Raw genomic sequence first — 17,984 nt, 5'->3', positions numbered from 1 at the left:
CTCTATTAATCCAAAATCAAAAACACAGATAAATGAGAATGGAGATAGCGAGACTCGAACTCGTGGCCTATACGTTGCGAACGTATCGCTCTCCCAACTGAGCTATATCCCCATGCATGAAAATAATTATAGCACTTCTGAATACAAATGCAACTATTTGTTGCTTTTAATTTTATGGCAGGATGCCGTCCGCTATTTTTCCAATAAAAAAGAAATAGTGACCGAAATTGAAGTTTCAAATCACTATTTCTTTCCCCCCTTTACAAAATTTATTATAAAACGACAGCGACTTTGTTGTAAAGTGTAATCCATCGCGTAAAATTGTATAAAACCATGCTTGAAGCTCAAGGGTGCCTATCACCTTGTTATGGCAATCTACATAAAACAAAAGGGGAAAACATAGATAATCAAAATATCAAGAAACATAAAAATGATGTGTTGCGCCTTGCGGTCAGTAATAAGAAAGAAACTGTAATAGGGATAGCAGAGCGAATAAAAGAAGATGTAACAGTTTCTTGTCGCAGATTGAAAAAGAATTGAACGATATGAAAATGCTGGGGATACAAGGAGTACATATCAAGAAGTTCTTGAAGATATTAGATTTACAAGAATTATTATAAAACGACAGTGCCTTTTTGGTAAAGTGTAATTTATCGCATAATATTGCATGGATCTGTGACTGGCGCTTTATATTATCTGAAGAAGGCCGAACAGAAGCTCCCTCCGGCATCACTGCCGAGGGAGCTTTTAGGCATTTCTCAATTTTATGTCTTATTCATTATTCGAACCCGTCAAACTCATCATCGTCAAAGCCTGTCTGCTTTGTATCATCTTTTTTCGTCTGATCTTTTAATTTTTTTATTGATATAACCTTACCGGTCTTTTTTGTATTAACTTCCGGTTCGCGATAGTCGTCGATGAAAGCATCTTCTCCGTTTTCATCGTATGTCTCTTCATCAGATATCTTATCAGAAGATGCAGACTGAATGGAAACAATCTTTAAAGAATCCGGCGTGGCGTTCCCGTTCCCGGAAGTATCAGAAGTGTCCTCTTCGTCTTCAAAATCTTCATCGTCTTTTCTCCTGAACAATAGGAAGGCAGTAACTCCGGCCGCAGCACAGACCAGAACGATTACGACAATAACAGCAACCATTCTTGGATTTATTTTGCCGCTTGCCGCATCTTGGCTGCTTTCCACATTTGTACTTATCGCTTCAATATCTGCAGAGTCATCTCCACTTGCAACCGTACCATCGATGGATGCCAGTTCAGCCATAGAGCTGTCGCTAATAATGACAGCGTAATCGGAAGCATGGGTGAAGGTAAAAGAGATGTCACCTGTCTGGGTGACCTCTACCGTATCCACGAATTCCAGCTTGCTGCTATCCGGATTATAATAGAACAGGTTCGCTATCCGTCCGGCGTTATCCTTCGCTGTGTTGATGGTAAGTATGGGTGCGAAGTCAAAGGTGCCGTCATGAGACAGAGTCAGCTCGATGACCGTATTATTTTCATCATTCCCCTTCACAGCATCTAAGAGTCCCGAAGGGATGTTTCCGGTGCCTATCGTGACGCCCATGTCGATGCCGTTAGCTTCATCAGCTACGATATTACTGCCGTTAATAGTCCAACTTATGCTGTTCCCCATGTTAAGTACTATATCCACATCCTGACCGCGGATGGAGGAAATAGATTCCTCATACAAAACAGTATTATTTTTCATATCGATAGTTGCACGTGCGCTTGTCTCTTCCGTTTTTGAAGAGGAGCCGTTTCCTTTGGAGGTCGTTGTTTTGCCGGAGGAACCGGTCGACGAGCCTTGTGAGGAGGAAGTGTCCCCTGAAGAGTTACTGTCTGTAGGTGAAGTAACAGTATTGCTTTCGGAACCGGTTCCCGTGGAAGAACCGGAGGAGGAGCCTTCCGGATTATTCTGTACCTCCGGCAGCTTGGCGATGATTTCCGTATAGCTGTCACCGCACCGGACACACGTATAGGTACGGATGCCGGTTTCGGTAGCGGTAGCTTCCTTGGTTATCTTGGAGGTATAGCTATGACCCAGGGCCGGAATATCCTCGGTGTAAGTGTCACCGCAGGAGCAAGTGTAGGTTTTTACGCCCTTTACTGTACAAGTAGCTTCTTTTGTTATCGTGGCCGTATAATTATGCTTGTGGGTGGAAGGCAGTTTGTCAATAACTTCCGTGTAGGTATCGCCGCATACGCTGCATGTATAAGTGCGGATGCCGGTATCTGTCTCCGTAGGCTGCTTCGTTACGGCGGAGGTATAAAGGTGTCCTGTAGCAGGAACCGTCCTCGTTTCCTTGTAGCCGCATACATGGCAGGAACGGGAATCCGTACCTGATGTAGTGCAGGTTGCCGCTGTTACATGTTCCCATTCGCCGAAAGTGTGAGTGGTACACTTGGTAACGGGAACTGCGCCTACGATAACCGGAATGTCAATGCCGCTTACTGTGTTATAGTTAGCGGTATCCGGATTATAGGAGGCCTTGTAGGAAGCGGTGCCCTCCTTAAGGACGGTAGCGGGCGCATCCCATGTGAAGCCTCCGGGCAGTGCGATAGAAGCCAGTGTATTGTCTGCTACGGTCTGCAGACCGGCAGGAATGGTATAAGCAGGAGTACCCTTTGCAACTGTCAGGGCCAGCACCTTGTTTATTGTATTATACTTTCCGGTGTCGGTAGGAGTGAAGGTAGCCGGGTAACCGGAGTTTGTAACGACAGGTACCGTAGCGGGGGCATCCCATGACCATCCGGATGGAAGCGTGATATTGTTTAAGGTCTGTGTCGGGCTATAGGTTACGCTGCCCAGAGAAGGTATCGTATAAGCAGGATCAACCTTTTGTACGGTTACTGTGCAGGAAGCCGTAGAACCGCCCGATACGGTTGCCGTAATCGTCGTTGTGCCGGGATACAGTGCGGTTACTATACCGTTAGCATCTACAGAAGCAACGGAGGAATTCGCACTGGCAAAGGTAACGGTAGATGCGGCAACTTTGATGTTATCCACAAAGGCGTTCAAGCCGGAAGTAGTATCTACAGCCATCGTGAGAGAAGTCTTATCCAAAGTTACTGTCTTCAACTCGGTTGGTTTTGTGCAAGCTGAGCCTGGCATATTGTCATATACCGGTATCTTGAATACAAAAGTATTATCTATGGAGCCTGCGTTGGAGTAGGCCTTTTTTACGTTCGAAGACTCGGAAGAAGGTGCTGCGATATTCTGCATATATTGGTGGTTATATGTCTGGGTAGTAGTTACATTGAACTTTTGCAGGTACAAGGTATCCTGTCCTACCTGAATATAATTCTTGGATATAATATTGGACCCGCCCGATAAGGAGAGATAACGGCTTGTCCAACCATAGGATCTCGCTTTGGCCAATCCGTTCGTAATGACTTCTGTGCTTCCTTTACCGGTGGCGCCAATATTAAAATAATTATAAAGTCCCTCATAACCGGAGTAGGTACCGGATATTAAAGCGGATGTGCCATTGGTCCCCTGCTCCTGAAGTACTCTGGAGGCAAGATGGAAGGGGCTTACCTTTAAGGTTTGTCCGATGGAAGTAAAGACCTGAGCATAAGACTGCCCATGATCAGGTATGGCACCAGACATAAAGGAGCTGTTCAGCATACTTTGAACGGCAGTTTGGGTATGGTAGGTCGCATTATAGCTCAATAATTCGAATTGGAATATGTAGCTGTCGGTCAGGAAGTTTCGCGGGTCCATATAATAAGCGAGAATTCCATCGGTTGGATAGGACCAGCTGCTATCGTAGCTTCCATTTTTCCATGCGATATTTGCAGTGGATGAAATCAAGCTCTTAGTGTTCGTATTTTCTGCAGCAATCACACTGCTCCAATCCAAGCCGGTGTCCATCTTTACGAATATCCAGTTCGGATGCGCCGCTTTCAGTGCGGTGAGGGCAGATTGATAAGAGGAAGGGAACTTGCTGATTTCTTCGGAAACCGTAGTGGCAGAAGCGCTCTGTATGCTGAAGGATCTTAATTTTGAAGCGCGGGTAGTTACATATTTCGTCTCCCAGGAAAGCAAATCCTCATCGGAATAAGCCAGATTCCCCCGTTCCACATATCCGCTGTAAGAGGTGCCGCCGTAAGTCAGGGATACCTGATACCATATATTTTTCTGACTGTCTTCGCCCACGCCGGTAATAGATACGGATTGTCCGCTGTAAACGGTAACGGCCGTAGAAGAGCGGCTGTAAGGGCTTTGCTTAATATCGTAAGAGTCGCTGAGGTAGACGAGAGCGAGGATTTCCTTGCCCTGAACCAGCGTATTTAACTCGGTCTTTGCATTTTCCAGATCCGACAGATAAACGGTGGCCTTCACCGCATTCACACTGACGGAAATGTGTGGAACATCCTTTGTTGGATCCAGCGCAGGGGATAAAGAATATAAGGACTGATCCCAGGAAGGGATGAAGTCATAGGTTTCGTAGTCGGTATTATCATAATCAGAACCGCTCGTCCACGTGACGGGAATATCTGTAGAAGCTTCCGCGGAATCCAGATAGACGGATAAGCTCTGAGGCAGCATGGTGGTTATGGCAGACAGCTCAGGTCTGTCATCGAAGCTTAAGCTGGCAACATCGGAAGAAAGCTCCTTAAAGGAAGTGATAAGGGGCGGCGTTCCGGCAGCAGGCGCATCTGTAGCAGCAGCTTCTGTTGCATAAACGGGCAATGAATTTCCCAATAGGGCAATCAAGGTCATAATAAGAACAGAATGTTGAAGTTTTTTTCGCTTGAATTTCATTTTCTTTCTCCCTGCGGCTTTAGTAATTTCATATAAATAGCCTACTCTGATAAATATACTATATTATACCAAAATCATTATGTCAACCGAAACAAGACGAAAATCCATGAATTTACGCGAAAAAGGAAGAAAAAGAGAGTGACATAAATTAAATGAAAGAGTAATATTTTCGTGTAAGCAAATTAATATTTTTAATAATATTTGAAAAAAAGATATAATAATGGTAAAGTATTATATTATGACTTTATAAAGAGGTTTCTTTTTATGAGTGCGAAGAGAATCAAGTTTTTGAATACACATGTTGACAACTTAACGATGGAAGAGGCGGTAAGAGAAGCTAAAAGGCTTATTCTTGAAGGTAAGAACAGTTATGTTGTCACGCCGAATGTGGATCATATTGTAAAAATAGAACATGACGGGCTGTTCCGGGATATATATGAAAAGGCTGATTTGGTGTTGACGGACGGAAAGCCTCTTATTTGGATGTCCAGATGGATGGGGGCACCGATTAAGGAGAAGATTTCCGGCTCCGATTATTTTCCGGAGGTATGCAGGATGGCGGCGAAGGAAGGCTTTTCGATTTTCCTGTTAGGGGCTGCCGAAGGAGTTGCCAAGAAAGCTGCCGTCAATCTAATGAAAAAATATAAAAATCTTAAGATTGCCGGAGTTTATTCTCCAAGCTACGCGTTTGAGAACGACGTGGAGGAGATTGCTTATATTATAAAGAAAATCAACACTGCGAAGCCGGATATCCTTTGTATCGGTTTGGGAACGCCCAAGCAGGAGAAGTTCTATCACCGCTACAAGGATCAGCTGAAGGTGCCGCTCACCCTGCATATAGGAGCCACTATCGACTTTGAGGCCGGAGTGGTAAAGCGTGCCCCCAAATGGATCAGTTATATGGGATTGGAATGGCTTTACAGACTATTAAAGGAGCCGAGAAGATTATATAAGCGTTATTTATTGGAGGATGTGGAAATCTTCCCCATATTCTTAAAATACAGAAAATATGGCAGTGGAAGCAAGGTAAGTGCGGTCCAGCCGGAAACCTGCAGCATATTGGGTGTGGACATCGCGGTGACCAATATGCGGTCTGTAATCGGCTATCTGACCAAGAATCTGGAGCGCCTGCGTGGAGAGTATGTGTGTGTATCCAATGTGCATACTACGGTCATGGCATATAACGACGAAGCCTATTGCCGGATACAGAACGAGGCTGCGCTGGCGATTCCTGACGGTAAGCCGTTGTCCCTCATTTGCAGATTGCGGGGGTATAAGGATGCCAAACGTGTGGCAGGTCCCGATTTAATGCCCGAGATATTGAAGCTGTCGGAGGAAAAAGGATACCGTCATTATTTTTATGGAAGTACAGAGGAGACGCTCAGCTCTTTAGAAGCTAATCTTAAAGAGCGTTATCCCAGACTGAATATTGTGGGCATATATTCGCCGCCCTTTCGAAAGCTGACGCCGGAGGAGGATGCTGAAATTATGCAAGAAATAAGCAGGGCAAGGCCCGATTTCCTTTGGGTAGGACTGGGAGCGCCCAAGCAGGAGCGCTGGATGTATGAGCACAAAGGAAAGGTTGATGCGGTTATGCTGGGGGTAGGTGCGGCGTTCGATTTTCATGCTGGAACGGCGAAACGTGCGCCGAAATGGATTCAGGAATTCTATTTGGAATGGTTGTACCGCCTGATTCAAGACCCGAAACGCTTATTGAAGAGATATGTTCGTTCCAACATACAGTTTATATGGCTCATACTTACGGGGCGCTGACCGACTAGGCAGACAAAAGGAATCGCGGGAGAGGAACTATGAAACGATTGGATGAGAATAAAATTTATTTGATTACCGGTGGCGCAGGCTTCATCGGTTTTCATTTGTCAGAAAGTCTGCTTAAGAAAGGTGCGAGGGTCATTGGTCTCGACAACATGAACGACTACTATGAAGTTTCGTTAAAGGAAGCGCGCCTTGCTATTTTGGAAGAATATGAGCATTATATGTTTTGTAAGTGCGATTTGGCGGATAAGGAGGGGCTGTTTTCCGTATTCGACAAGGAGAAGCCGGATATTGTTGTCAATCTAGCCGCACAGGCAGGGGTCAGATACAGCATTGACAATCCGGACGTATACATTCAGTCTAACATCGTGGGATTTTTCCACATACTGGAGGCCTGCCGTAATTATCCGGTGGATCATCTTGTCTTCGCTTCCTCCAGTTCCGTATACGGAGGAAATGAGAAGATCCCCTTTTGTACGGAAGATAAGGCGGACCATCCGTTGAGCCTTTATGCGGCCACGAAGAAATCCAATGAATTGATGGCATATTCTTACAGCAAACTGTATAAGATTCCGGTTACCGGGCTTAGATTCTTCACAGTATACGGCCCTTACGGGAGGCCGGATATGGCGTGCTACAAGTTCGCGTTAAAAATCATGAAGGACGAGCCCATACAGATTTATAACGACGGCGATATGTATCGTGATTTCACTTATATTGACGACATTGTAGAGGGAGTGGAAAATATCCTCTGCAACCCCCAGAGCGAGGATGAGCAGGGGGCCTTATATAAGATTTACAATATAGGCAATAATAAGCCGGAGAAACTGATGGACTTTATTTCAGCCCTGGAAAGATGCCTCGGTAAGGAAGCTCAAAAGGAGTTTCTGCCTATGCAGCTGGGAGATGTATACCGGACGTATGCGGATGTCTCCCAGTTGGAGAAGGATTTCGGCTTTAAGCCGGATACCTCTATGGAAGAGGGGATCAAGAAATTTACGGATTGGTTTAAGGAGTATTATGAATATTAAGAAGTTATTTGACGAAGTACTGCATTTTGGTATGATAGGAGTTATCAACACGCTGCTGGGATTTTTCCTTATCATGGTTTTTTATAACATTCTGCATCTGAATTATTGGGTGGCCAGCGCCACCTCTTATGTGATCGGAAGTATTTTTTCCTATTTTGCCAATAAGAAGCTTACCTTTAAGGTTCAGGAGAGCAGCAGGGCTTATGTGATTAAATTTGCCCTCAATATTGTAGTATGTTACTTTCTTGCCTATGGCATTGCCAGACCGTTAGTGCGAAGTGTGCTGAGTGAGTATTCCCAGACAATTGTAGAAAATGTGGCCATAGTAATGGGAACGGGGATCTTTATTGTTCTTAATTTTATAGGACAAAAGTTTTTTGTTTTCAATAATAAGGATAAAAATATCGATGGTTCACAGGATGGAATGGAAAGCAAATGAAAAAAGTAAAGTATCTGATACTGGGAGCAGGACCGGCGGGGCTGGCATTTGCAAACCGGTTGAAACAAATGGGTGAGGAATCCTTTCTTGTCCTGGAAAAAGAAGAAGAGGCGGGCGGCTTATGCCGCAGCATGCAGGTGGACGGTTCTCCGCTGGACATAGGCGGCGGGCATTTTCTGGATGTGAGAAGGCCTAAGGTGGTAGAATTCTTATTCGGCTTTATGCCGAAGGAGGAGTGGGATACGTATGAGCGTGACTCGAGAATCTCCTTTGACGGAGGCTTTATTCATCATCCCTTCGAAGCCAATATATGGGAGATGAAACCGGAGAAGCAGAAGGAATATTTGGATTCTATCGCGGACGCGGGCTGCAATAAGGGTGAAGCGATGCCGGAAGAGTTCGTGGATTGGATTTACTGGAAGCTGGGGCGAAAGATCGCAGAGGATTACATGCTTCCCTACAACGAGAAAATGTTCGGCAGCAATTTAAATACGTTGGGAACTTATTGGCTGGAGAAGCTGCCGGGAGTTTCTTATGAGGAGACGAAGCGTAGCTGTGAAGAGAAAAGGGCGTACGGCAAGCAGCCAGGACATGCCCGATTTTATTATCCGAAAAGATACGGTTATGGAGAACTTTGGCTCAGAATGCAGGAGGAGGTTAAGGATAAAATCGTGCTTGGCGCGGCTGTAAACAGGCTTAGCCTGACGGAAAAGACAGTAGCCTGCATGGATGGGAGCAGCTACGTCGGAGAAAATATTATAACTACCATACCGTGGATGGAATTTGCACATATAGAAGGAATGTCCGAGGAGATGAAAGCGGACATCGGAAAGTTAAAATATAGCTCTACACAGATTGAATACAACCCGGAGCGTCTGGATACTCAGGCACATTGGATTTATTACCCTCAGAGGGAGATTTCCTATCACAGAATATTGGTACGGCATAATTTCTGCCCGGACTCCAAAGGATATTGGACGGAGACAAACAAGGACAGAATCCTGCCGGGGGACGGAAGCTTCCGGTACATGAATGAATATGCTTATCCGCTAAATACGGTTGATAAGCCGGGGATTATGGAGCGGCTGTTAGCCTATGCAAAAAAGGAGAGGGTTTATGGCCTTGGCAGATGGGGAGAGCATGAGCATTACAACTCCGACGCTGTGGTGGAGCTTTCCATGAAGCTGGCTGAAGAGCTTTCAGAAAGGAATGGCAATTCATATGAACCGTGATGCTTTTGATATAAAGAACGAAAATTTTAGGAGAATCATTTTTTATTTCTTAATTGCAGTTTCTTTTTTGATGATTTTCATTTACAATGCGTTTACTCCGGCAATGACCGACGATTTGTCCTATGGGAAAATCGTTGCGGGTGCCGACTCCTTTCTTGACTTGATCAGACAGGAGATGCAGCAATATGCCACATGGACGGGAAGAAGTGTCAACCATATGATACTCCGTACCTTCTTAACGGGAGATAAATGGATTTTTAATATCTTCAACAGTATGGCGTTCGTGGCACTTACGCTTTTTATGTATTACAACATCGAATTCAAGAAAAAGTACGACGTTTTCGTATATCTTCTTATCAACCTTTTCCTCTGGACCTTTTCTGTGTCTTTTGCCCAGACGGTATTGTGGGAAACGGGAGCATGTAATTATTTATGGGGGAGCACGATTATCCTGGGGTATATTTCGGCGTTTCGATATTGCCTGAAGAAGGATTACAGAGATTCTCAGCAGACGGCGCCTGCAATTGGCTTACTCCTGATGGGAATCGTGGCCGGCTGGTGTAATGAGAATACTTCCGGCGGCTGTATTCTGCTGACACTCATATGGATCGGCTTTTATTTCTGGGAGAAGAAAAAGGTGCGTCTCTGGATGCTGAGCGGAGTGGCGGGAAATATGATCGGTTTCCTCTTCATGATACTGGCACCGGGAAATGCTAACAGGCAGCAGTATATGGAGGAAGAACATACGGGGCTTTTTGCGATCGCTTCCAGATGGCTGAAATGCAACTTGGCGATTCGAAATCACTTTTTCATTCTTCTGGCGATCTGCATTGTAGTGTTTGTTCTTGTCAGACTGCAGCAGAACCAGTGGAGGCGCAGTAAGAACATGCTCATTTTTTTCTTTGTTTTTATAGCCACCTGCTACGCGCTTGTACTAACTCCTGAACCGGTGGCAAGAGCTTATTTCGGAGCCGGAATTTTCCTCATGATCAGTTGTATTCAGGGAATTGTGGATGTGTCGGACAAGGATTTGTATCTGAAGGCGCTGAAAATCGGAATAACTGCTATCTTTACCCTTTCCTTCCTCTTTACGTATATGGACAGCGGGGCGAATCTGGTGAGGATCTATAGGGAGAGCGAGGAGCGATTTGCTTATATCGAAGAGCAGAAGGCGGCAGGCAATATGGACATTACAGTACCGCTGCTGCGCCCGGCCTTCGAGACGAAGTACAGTGACGCTTACAATTCCGAGCTCAGTGAAGACAGCGGTTACTGGATAAATGTCGCATATGCTACTTATTATGAAGTAAATAGTATCTTAGCAGTTCCCAGAGAAGACTGGGAACAATTAAAATAATATTGTGTGCAGGAGTCTATACACAGAAGAGAAGAACACTGGTGCGTCCGGCAGAAGCGTCGTCTGGAACTTGCTTAAGGAAGCCATCCAGAGTCCTGCAGCGATAAAGAGATAAGGATGCTTGTAAAAGCAGGTGCGAAGCTCTGTAAGGCCTGTCAAAACCACAGCATCCTTTTTAGCGGCCAAAAGAACGATTTGCAGCGCCTGAACAGTAAGGAAAGCGCCGAACCAACGTCCCCAGTCGATGGCAAGTAAAAAGGCCGGAATGAAACACAGGTGGCTTAATAAAAACAAGGAATATTTTATTTTTGCCGTACCCGCTGCCTTTAAAATGCGGTTCCAAAGATAACCATAGATAAGCGCCAGAGGCGACAGAAGAAAAATGGTCACCACACCATAACGAATGCGCTCTGAGAGCTGGTTTAGCATAAGCTCATAAAAGGCGGTGTCGATAGTGGAAAAGTATTCATATCGAAGCGCCGTTTCGTTTACATTCAAGTCTGTCCTGACAGACAAAAGGGCGGTAAGATCGTCTAATGTGCCTATATTCAGCTGAGAGAAGATCTGCAGATAAACAAAAGCTATACACAAAAGAAAAAGGCCTTGGATTCCCAGAACAAAATCGGATTTTCTGCACTTTTCAGAGACGGTATCCACAAACATGGTAAATAAAAGCGGCAGGAAAATAAACATAAATACTTGGTGAACGCAGAGGGCTATGAGCCCGATAATGGTAAAGGAAATCAGCCGTATTGTCACAGAAGATATTTTTATGTAAAGAATGGCGGCGAAAACGGTCAGCATGATGAGATACAGGTCGAATCTACCCATATTTTCACTGGTCCACAGGTAAGCAGGAGAACCTGGGCTCAGCAGATAAAGTGTGATCAGAAGGAGCAAAGCTGTGTTCGCAGGAAGCTTGTTCGTTCTTCTTAGGGCTGAACCGAGGACATAGGAAATAAGCATGAGAAATACGATAATGGAACAAAATACAAAAGTATATGCGCTTTCAGCAGGCAAATAGTCCGGATAAAACAAACGCAGCAGGGAACCGATGAGCAGCCTGGAATCGAAGCCGAGAGAATAGTCCATTACATACCAGCCGCTGTTCCAATCATGAAGGGCGGACGGCGCCTGACTAAGAAACGATAGGAGGAGAAGGAGAAAAATGCAGCCTTCTCTGCGGAATGAGTAACATTTGGATAAAAATTTATGGATGAATACTTTGCTTTTTGTGGTGGCTATCATGTGTATACCTCCGATATTTTATAAAGTTAACTGTAACACACCTCCTTTCGTTTGACAATTCTGCTTTTGACTTTAGCTCCAGCATGTATTAATATTGTGTAGGAAGACTGAAAAAATTTTGAATCCGCCGGAGCGGACATGGGGTATAAGGTTGAAAGGAGCATGGGTATAAAAATGAAAAAGAAGTTTGTTGAAAATAAGCCTGTGTGGATTTGTGCGCTGTTGGGAGCGGCAGTATTTGTACTGATTTACGGCATACATATTTTGAATCCCTGCTATACGGACTGGCTGATGACCAGCGAAGACGGAGACTTGACACAGCACTATCTTGGCTGGAAATTTTTCAGACATGCGGGCTGGAAATTTCCCCTCGGACTCATCGATACGATGGCATATCCTAATGCGACCTCTGTTATCTTTACCGACTCCATACCGCTTTTTGCAGTGTTTTTCAAGGCGGTTCGCTTTTTGCTGCCGGCGCAGTTTCAGTATTTTGGATGGTTCGGTCTATTATGTTTCATGCTTCAGGGCGGAATCGGTGCGATTCTTGTGAAGAAATATTTGAAGAACGATTTTTTGATAGTGCTGGGCGGTATGTTGTTTATACTGAGTCCCGCGTTTATTGACAGAATGTACTGGATGACATCGCTTTCCGCTCACTTTTTATGTCTGCTGGCGCTTACCTTTATCGTATATTACGATGAAGTATTTGGGAAGACGAAGAATGCGCTGATCGGCTGGGCAATAGTAGGGGCGCTGTGCGGTAGCATTCACATATATTTTCTGCCCATGTGCGGAATTATCCTTCTCGGATTTATGCTGATCGATTTCGTGAGAGGAGAGAAAAAGTGGAAAGTGCTGCTGCCTTTTTTATCCTACATTGGGGCAGCTTTGGCCGTGGTTTTCCTTCTGGGGGGCTTTGGATCGGGAATGAAGGCCGGAAATGACGGAGTAGGGTATTACAGCTTTAATTTGAACGGATTTTTTAATCCCCAGGGATGGTCCGGTTATTGGAAGGACATGCCCTATACGGACAGCCAATACGAGGGCTTCGCCTACTTAGGACTTGGAATTCTGGTGCTGCTTTTTATCTCCGTATGTCTATGGCTGAGCAGTGCGGCAATGAAGAAAGTGCGTATATCCATATGGATCAAGGCGCATATCCGGGAGCTGGCATATGTACTTATCATCATGGTTACCCTTATTGTATCAGCTTCTAATATCGTGATGTACAATGACAAGGTATTATATGAGCTGCCCGTTCCGGGATTTATTTATAAAATGTGGAGTATCTTTCGGGCCACGGGACGCCTGATATGGCCGATGGTATATCTGCTCGTGCTTGGTGCAATATGCCTGGATATAAAGGTGGCAGGCAAGAGGGCGAAGGGTATTTTGCTGACGATTTGCCTGCTTTTACAGATTGCAGATATCAGGGGAATGCTGGCCAAGAAGAATGAGATATACAATAAGGTGGACAGCTACCAGACATTATTGCCCTCAGAGGATTGGAGAATGATCGCCGAGGAGACGGATGCAGCGCATATATGCTTTGTATCGGATGTGGCAAACAGCAGAAAGCTATTGTTTTCCTTCGGTGATTATGGGTCAGATTACGGGCTGACCTTGAGCAATTTCTATTTCGCCAGATCCATCGGGGATAAGGAAATCGTAGCTCGGGATACGGCCCTGCAGGAGCTTCCGGCGGATACCATTTTTATCTTTTTCAAGAATGAGGCGCAGAAGTGCCTGAATTACGAAATGAATTATTATGAAATAGACGGACTGATCGTCGGATGCAGTGCTCCTCTCGGAGATATGGAGCCCCTTACCGGGAAAGACTTGACCACCTACCGCTATGAGCTTGAAAGCGGCCAGTTCATGAATAACGGAGAGGTGGTGGACGGCGCATGGATTATCCACCCCTATGGAAATACCTACGGACCGTACCTGAATGCGGAGGCGGGAAAATATAAGGTTACGGTAACGGGAAGCAATCTCGCATCCACAGAGATAAAATGCTATTACAGCGGAGGAGGTAAGATCCTCGAGCCGCAGAATGTACTTCTCGGAGACACTCAGGTGACCTGTGAAGTGGAACTTTCCGAACACGCCGAGGATTTGGAATTTGCCTTTTGGAATGCAGGCGGTGCAGATATGGTCGTTTCAGGTATTATAATCGAAAAAGAATAGAAAATAAGTTTAATTGGGGGGCTGCCAGTTAGGGTCTCCACTATGAATAGGGCCATTATTTTGAAGAAATTCCCGGTATTCGGGGATTTCTTCTTTTATTATATTCATAAAGGCGTTTGCCCCCTCCGTATTTAAGTGATCCGCATCCGCAAAATATTCCAGATGGCCGGTAAAGCGCTCATCCTGCGAATAATCATAATAAGGGACGCCGGTAGCGTCTGTTACGGCATGAATAGTATCATAAAACTCTGTTTTGAATTCAGAGGAAACCATATCGGTATAATAGGAGGTGTAGGGCGTAGTAATGAGTACGGGAGTAATGTCGTTTTCCATACAAAGATTTATAATGTCATACAGATTGTCTATGCGCTCCTGTATGAAATACTCTTCTTTGTTTTCCATATGCCTTTGATACCTGTTCAGAGCCTTTTCGTAAAACTGAGCCGCCAACTCCTCGGAAGTGGGAGCATCGCTTTCAGCGGCAAAAGCTTTTAACGGCAGAAAAGGGGATAAAACACCCGAGGGAAAAATTTTTACAATATCTTCTCCTGCGGACAGAATGGGCAGCCTGTGTGTTACCAAATCGACATAAGGGCTGTAGTCGGGGATATATCGGGGAGAGAGGAAGGTGTAATATTTGGCGTTCAGGGACTGCTTTTCCGTTTCGTTAACCACTTCGTTGTTAAAGGAGAAGTAAGAAATCGGAATGAACAGAATACTGTCTTTTGCAAAATGCTCCCTATACATGGAAAGGATTGCGAGGTCGTAGTTATAGGTCTGGCTCGCCATGGCGAAATTGAAACATTCGTAGCCGGCCTGTTTTGTCAGTCCCTCATAATAAAAAGCATATTCTCCATGAGAGCTTCCAATATTCGCAATCTGGATATTGTTATAGGTGGAATCCATATAGTCGAACTTGTGCGCATCGGTATAAGGGTCTTCCATCACTTGCTTATAGCGGTAATTTAACAACAGCAGAAGCAAAAAGGTGATGCCGCTTACTGCGATACACTTCACGATAAAATACAGGTAAGACTTTTTCATAAGCTTCATCAAAACTGAAAATAATAGAATTCAGTCGATACTCCTTTCTCCGAAAATAAAAGAATGACGAGTAAAAATAAGATATAAACGGGGTAACGCACCCAGATTTTCCTCGAGGAAATATAGGAAATAACGTCTGTCTTCAAGGAGGCATAATCGTAGATCCCAAGTAAAATTACAGGGATGGAGATATATACCATATGCGTATAAGTCATATCCAGACAAATAACCGCCGTTTTTAAATATTCATTCAGATCATTAATCTGAAAAAGGCTTAAGCTGATCATTCGCCATGCATCCGCAAAGCTGCCTGCACGGAAGAAGATCCATGCAAAACAAACAAGGAAAAAGGTCAGGACGAGAGAGAAAAAGCTTAAGATGCCTTTGCGGCGAGCTATGCCTTTTCCTTTCTTACGATAGAATAAGAGGTTTTCTATGATCTGATAAAGGCCGTGCAGGCCTCCCCATACGAGGAAGGTTAATCCCGCGCCGTGCCAGAGACCGCTTACTAAAAATGTGATCATCAAATTCAAAGCATGCCGGAACCGGCCGACCCGATTGCCGCCCATAGGAATATACAAATAATCCCTAAACCAGGTGGATAGGGATATGTGCCAGCGGCTCCAGAATTCTTTTACGCTGTGGGAAAAATAAGGACTTTTGAAGTTCTGTGTCAATTCGATGCCAAACAGCATACCAACGCCTACTGCGATATCCGTATAGCCGGAAAAGTCGCAGTAAATCTGAATGGCGAACATAATCGTAACAATGATGTAAACCAGACCGATATAGCTGTTTACGTTGTCAAATACGGAATCCACGCTGGATACGAGCAGATTCGCGACCACCAGCTTCTTAAAATAGCCGACGGCCATAAGCTTTAAGCCGTAAGAGGCCTTAGAGGAATCGAAGAGCCGCACTTTCTTAAATTGAGGAAGCAGCTTGTCTCCCCGTCCGATGGGGCCGGACAGAAGCTGTGGGAAAAAAGAGACGAACAAGCTGTAATAACCGAAGTGCTTCTCTGCCGGATACTTGCCCTTATATACGTCAATCAGATATCCGAGTGTCTGAAAAGTATAGAATGAAATTCCCACAGGCAGCATAAGCTTTAGGGTAGGGGTCTGTATAGGGATCGAAAATGACTGCGTCGCAGCATTTATAATTTCGAAGAAAAAGTCTAAGTATTTATATAGGAAGAGGATTCCTGTCAAGGAAAGAATTCCTGCTAAAAGCGCCACTCTTTTGGTGTACAGACTTTTTGTGGAGCCGAAGCTTCTCGCTAACAAATAAGAAACCACGGTGCTGAACAGCAGAAGGAATACATACCGTACATCGAGGCTCATATAAAAATAATAGCTGACCGCTAATAAAAAGATATATCGGTATTTGGAAGGACATATCCAGTATAATATAAAAACTATGGGTAAAAATATGGCAAAGGCCATAGAATTAAATAGCATAGGTTACCTCAGTACTTTCTTAAAATAATGATAACATATTATAGTTGATTTTGAAAGCTATGGCAATTAGCATAAAATATCAATTTTTATGCTTTATCAGTTCATATTATATCAATTATTATTAAAACAAATATTTATTAAGTTTTTTTTAAGTCCATAGGAATTATTCCTTAATTATTCAGCAGAAAAAGTTATTGATGAAAAAGTATGCTATAATTCCAGTGTGCACATAAGACGGTCTGATTTATACGTTGTAACAAAAATATATGGATTCCGGGAGGAATAATAATGAGGAGAAAAATGAAAAAATATATTCTCTTAGCGATGCTTCTGGTTATTGCGGGCTGTGGAACCGCAGCAAAAGAGAAGGATCTGGGAGAAGAAACGTCGCAGGGAACGGTAACCGCGCAGGAAATCCCTCAAGCGACAGAGGAAATGAATAAGGAAAACGAGAAGGAGCGGGAAGAATCGAAGCCGGAGGAAGGAACTGTTGTCGTTTCACCGGAGGATTTGATCGAACCTGAGATCGAGGAGAAGGAAGTGACGGAAGTAACTCCGGAATCATCGGATAGCGCCCGTCTGCAGATCGTCTTTCTTGGAGACAGTATTCTGGATGGTTACCGGAATGAAACCGGGATCGCATCGATTACCGGAGAATTGTGCAATGCTGATGTGTACAATCTCGCTATGGGAGGAACGACGGCAGCATTATCTCAATATGAAAACGCCGTATTCGAAGATTGGACCTCCCGCAGCTTACAGGGAGTTGTCCATGCGATATGCGGTAATGTGGATGCGGGCATATTGAACGGCTATCGGGCAGGGGAAGTATTCGCCACCTGTGATTTCAGCAAAACGGATTATTTTGTTATCGAATACGGAATGAATGATTTTCTCAGCGCTATTCCACTCAATAACGATTCCAGTACCAATCAGGAATACACCTATGTAGGGGCCTTGAGGATTGCCATTAACTGGTTGCGCAGCACTTATCCCGATGCCCAGATCGTTCTGTGTTCTCCGAACTATGCACAGTTCTGGGGAAAGGATGGAGCTTATCTGGGAGACGGGAACATGGTGGATAACGGAGGTGGTACGCTGGCAGCCTACTACCGCGTATGCGGTAATGTTTCCGCGGATGAGAATACGCTATTCCTGAATGCATACGAAGGAATAGGCCTGGATACCTATTCGGCGGATGAGTATTTGGAGGACGGTATTCATTTATCGGAGAAAGGCCGCAGAAAATATGCGGAGAAGCTTTCGGAAGTTATTTTAGGATATGAAGAAACAAGGAATAATTAATATTTGAACAGTGTAATGTGAGATTGCGGCAAATAGTAAAATATGTTAAAATACAAGGCGGATGTTTTAGCATCCGTCTTTCTTCATTTTACAGGAGAGTGGGCAAAAAACTGATT

Annotated in this window: 11 protein-coding genes and 1 tRNA gene; 7 read left to right on the top strand and 5 right to left on the bottom strand. The window is 44.5% G+C overall.

All coding sequences use genetic code 11. The features are described from left to right. Nucleotides 1-39: 39 nt before the first annotated feature. A tRNA-Ala gene (locus tag V6984_RS18415) sits at nucleotides 40-112 on the bottom strand. 666 nt (nucleotides 113-778) lie between these two features. Next, nucleotides 779-4,783, bottom strand: a complete 4,005-nt coding sequence (locus V6984_RS18410; RefSeq protein ID WP_342757059.1) for an Ig-like domain-containing protein — start codon at nucleotides 4,781-4,783, stop codon at nucleotides 779-781. Between the two features lie 264 nt (nucleotides 4,784-5,047). On the opposite strand from V6984_RS18410, the gene V6984_RS18405 reads away from it, so the two are divergent. From V6984_RS18405 to V6984_RS18385, 5 genes are all read left to right on the top strand, one after another. Continuing rightward, a complete protein-coding gene (locus tag V6984_RS18405) occupies nucleotides 5,048-6,556 on the top strand; it encodes a WecB/TagA/CpsF family glycosyltransferase (protein WP_342757058.1) in 1,509 nt (502 codons plus the stop codon). Between the two features lie 38 nt (nucleotides 6,557-6,594). Further along, complete coding sequence (locus tag V6984_RS18400; RefSeq protein ID WP_342757057.1) at nucleotides 6,595-7,590, top strand: SDR family NAD(P)-dependent oxidoreductase; 996 nt, start codon at nucleotides 6,595-6,597, stop codon at nucleotides 7,588-7,590. Beyond that, on the top strand, nucleotides 7,580-8,029 hold the full coding sequence (locus V6984_RS18395) for a GtrA family protein (protein ID WP_342757056.1): 450 nt from the start codon (nucleotides 7,580-7,582) through the stop codon (nucleotides 8,027-8,029). Before V6984_RS18400 ends, V6984_RS18395 begins: the two co-directional genes overlap by 11 nt. Continuing rightward, a complete protein-coding gene (locus tag V6984_RS18390) occupies nucleotides 8,026-9,261 on the top strand; it encodes a protoporphyrinogen/coproporphyrinogen oxidase (protein WP_342757055.1) in 1,236 nt (411 codons plus the stop codon). The genes V6984_RS18395 and V6984_RS18390 overlap by 4 nt, the downstream gene beginning before the upstream one ends. Nucleotides 9,262-9,331: 70 nt before the next feature. Then, nucleotides 9,332-10,618: a DUF3329 domain-containing protein gene (locus V6984_RS18385; protein WP_342757054.1), complete on the top strand. Its 1,287-nt coding sequence runs from the start codon at nucleotides 9,332-9,334 to the stop codon at nucleotides 10,616-10,618. On the opposite strand, the gene V6984_RS18380 is transcribed toward V6984_RS18385, so the two are convergent. Then, a complete protein-coding gene (locus V6984_RS18380) occupies nucleotides 10,610-11,866 on the bottom strand; it encodes a hypothetical protein (protein WP_342757053.1) in 1,257 nt (418 codons plus the stop codon). The genes V6984_RS18385 and V6984_RS18380 overlap by 9 nt on opposite strands. Before the next feature lie 174 nt (nucleotides 11,867-12,040). Here V6984_RS18380 and V6984_RS18375 point away from each other — a divergent pair, with 174 nt between their 5' ends. Continuing rightward, nucleotides 12,041-14,059: a DUF6311 domain-containing protein gene (locus V6984_RS18375; RefSeq protein ID WP_342757052.1), complete on the top strand. Its 2,019-nt coding sequence runs from the start codon at nucleotides 12,041-12,043 to the stop codon at nucleotides 14,057-14,059. Nucleotides 14,060-14,068: 9 nt separating this feature from the next. Here the strand turns inward: V6984_RS18375 and V6984_RS18370 are convergent, their stop codons facing one another. Both V6984_RS18370 and V6984_RS18365 read right to left on the bottom strand, forming a co-directional pair. Beyond that, nucleotides 14,069-15,103 (bottom strand): D-alanyl-lipoteichoic acid biosynthesis protein DltD, encoded by a 1,035-nt coding sequence (locus V6984_RS18370; protein WP_342757051.1) that lies wholly within the window; start codon nucleotides 15,101-15,103, stop codon nucleotides 14,069-14,071. A gap of 8 nt (nucleotides 15,104-15,111) precedes the next feature. Then, nucleotides 15,112-16,446: an MBOAT family O-acyltransferase gene (locus V6984_RS18365; protein ID WP_342757050.1), complete on the bottom strand. Its 1,335-nt coding sequence runs from the start codon at nucleotides 16,444-16,446 to the stop codon at nucleotides 15,112-15,114. Between the two features lie 405 nt (nucleotides 16,447-16,851). Between V6984_RS18365 and V6984_RS18360 the strand changes: the two genes are divergently transcribed. Continuing rightward, complete coding sequence (locus tag V6984_RS18360) at nucleotides 16,852-17,868, top strand: SGNH/GDSL hydrolase family protein (RefSeq protein WP_342757049.1); 1,017 nt, start codon at nucleotides 16,852-16,854, stop codon at nucleotides 17,866-17,868. The last annotated feature ends 116 nt before the right edge of the window (nucleotides 17,869-17,984 follow it).

The sequence above is a fragment of the Kineothrix sp. IPX-CK genome (assembly GCF_039134705.1).
Lineage (GTDB): Bacteria > Bacillota > Clostridia > Lachnospirales > Lachnospiraceae > Kineothrix > Kineothrix sedimenti.
This window is presented reverse-complemented; position numbering and strand designations above follow the sequence as displayed.

Excerpts from the sequence above, each read along its gene's own strand:
- V6984_RS18390 (WP_342757055.1), top strand. The coding sequence starts at position 8,026 with ATGAAAAAAGTAAAGTATCTGATACTGGGAGCAGGACCGGCGGGGCTG.
- V6984_RS18395 (WP_342757056.1), top strand. The coding sequence starts at position 7,580 with ATGAATATTAAGAAGTTATTTGACGAAGTACTGCATTTTGGTATGATA.
- V6984_RS18380 (WP_342757053.1), bottom strand. The coding sequence starts at position 11,866 with ATGATAGCCACCACAAAAAGCAAAGTATTCATCCATAAATTTTTATCC.
- V6984_RS18400 (WP_342757057.1), top strand. The coding sequence starts at position 6,595 with ATGAAACGATTGGATGAGAATAAAATTTATTTGATTACCGGTGGCGCA.
- V6984_RS18375 (WP_342757052.1), top strand. The coding sequence starts at position 12,041 with ATGAAAAAGAAGTTTGTTGAAAATAAGCCTGTGTGGATTTGTGCGCTG.
- V6984_RS18370 (WP_342757051.1), bottom strand. The coding sequence starts at position 15,103 with ATGAAAAAGTCTTACCTGTATTTTATCGTGAAGTGTATCGCAGTAAGC.
- V6984_RS18360 (WP_342757049.1), top strand. The coding sequence starts at position 16,852 with ATGAGGAGAAAAATGAAAAAATATATTCTCTTAGCGATGCTTCTGGTT.
- V6984_RS18385 (WP_342757054.1), top strand. The coding sequence starts at position 9,332 with ATGATTTTCATTTACAATGCGTTTACTCCGGCAATGACCGACGATTTG.
- V6984_RS18365 (WP_342757050.1), bottom strand. The coding sequence starts at position 16,446 with ATGAGCCTCGATGTACGGTATGTATTCCTTCTGCTGTTCAGCACCGTG.
- V6984_RS18410 (WP_342757059.1), bottom strand. The coding sequence starts at position 4,783 with ATGAAATTCAAGCGAAAAAAACTTCAACATTCTGTTCTTATTATGACC.
- V6984_RS18405 (WP_342757058.1), top strand. The coding sequence starts at position 5,048 with ATGAGTGCGAAGAGAATCAAGTTTTTGAATACACATGTTGACAACTTA.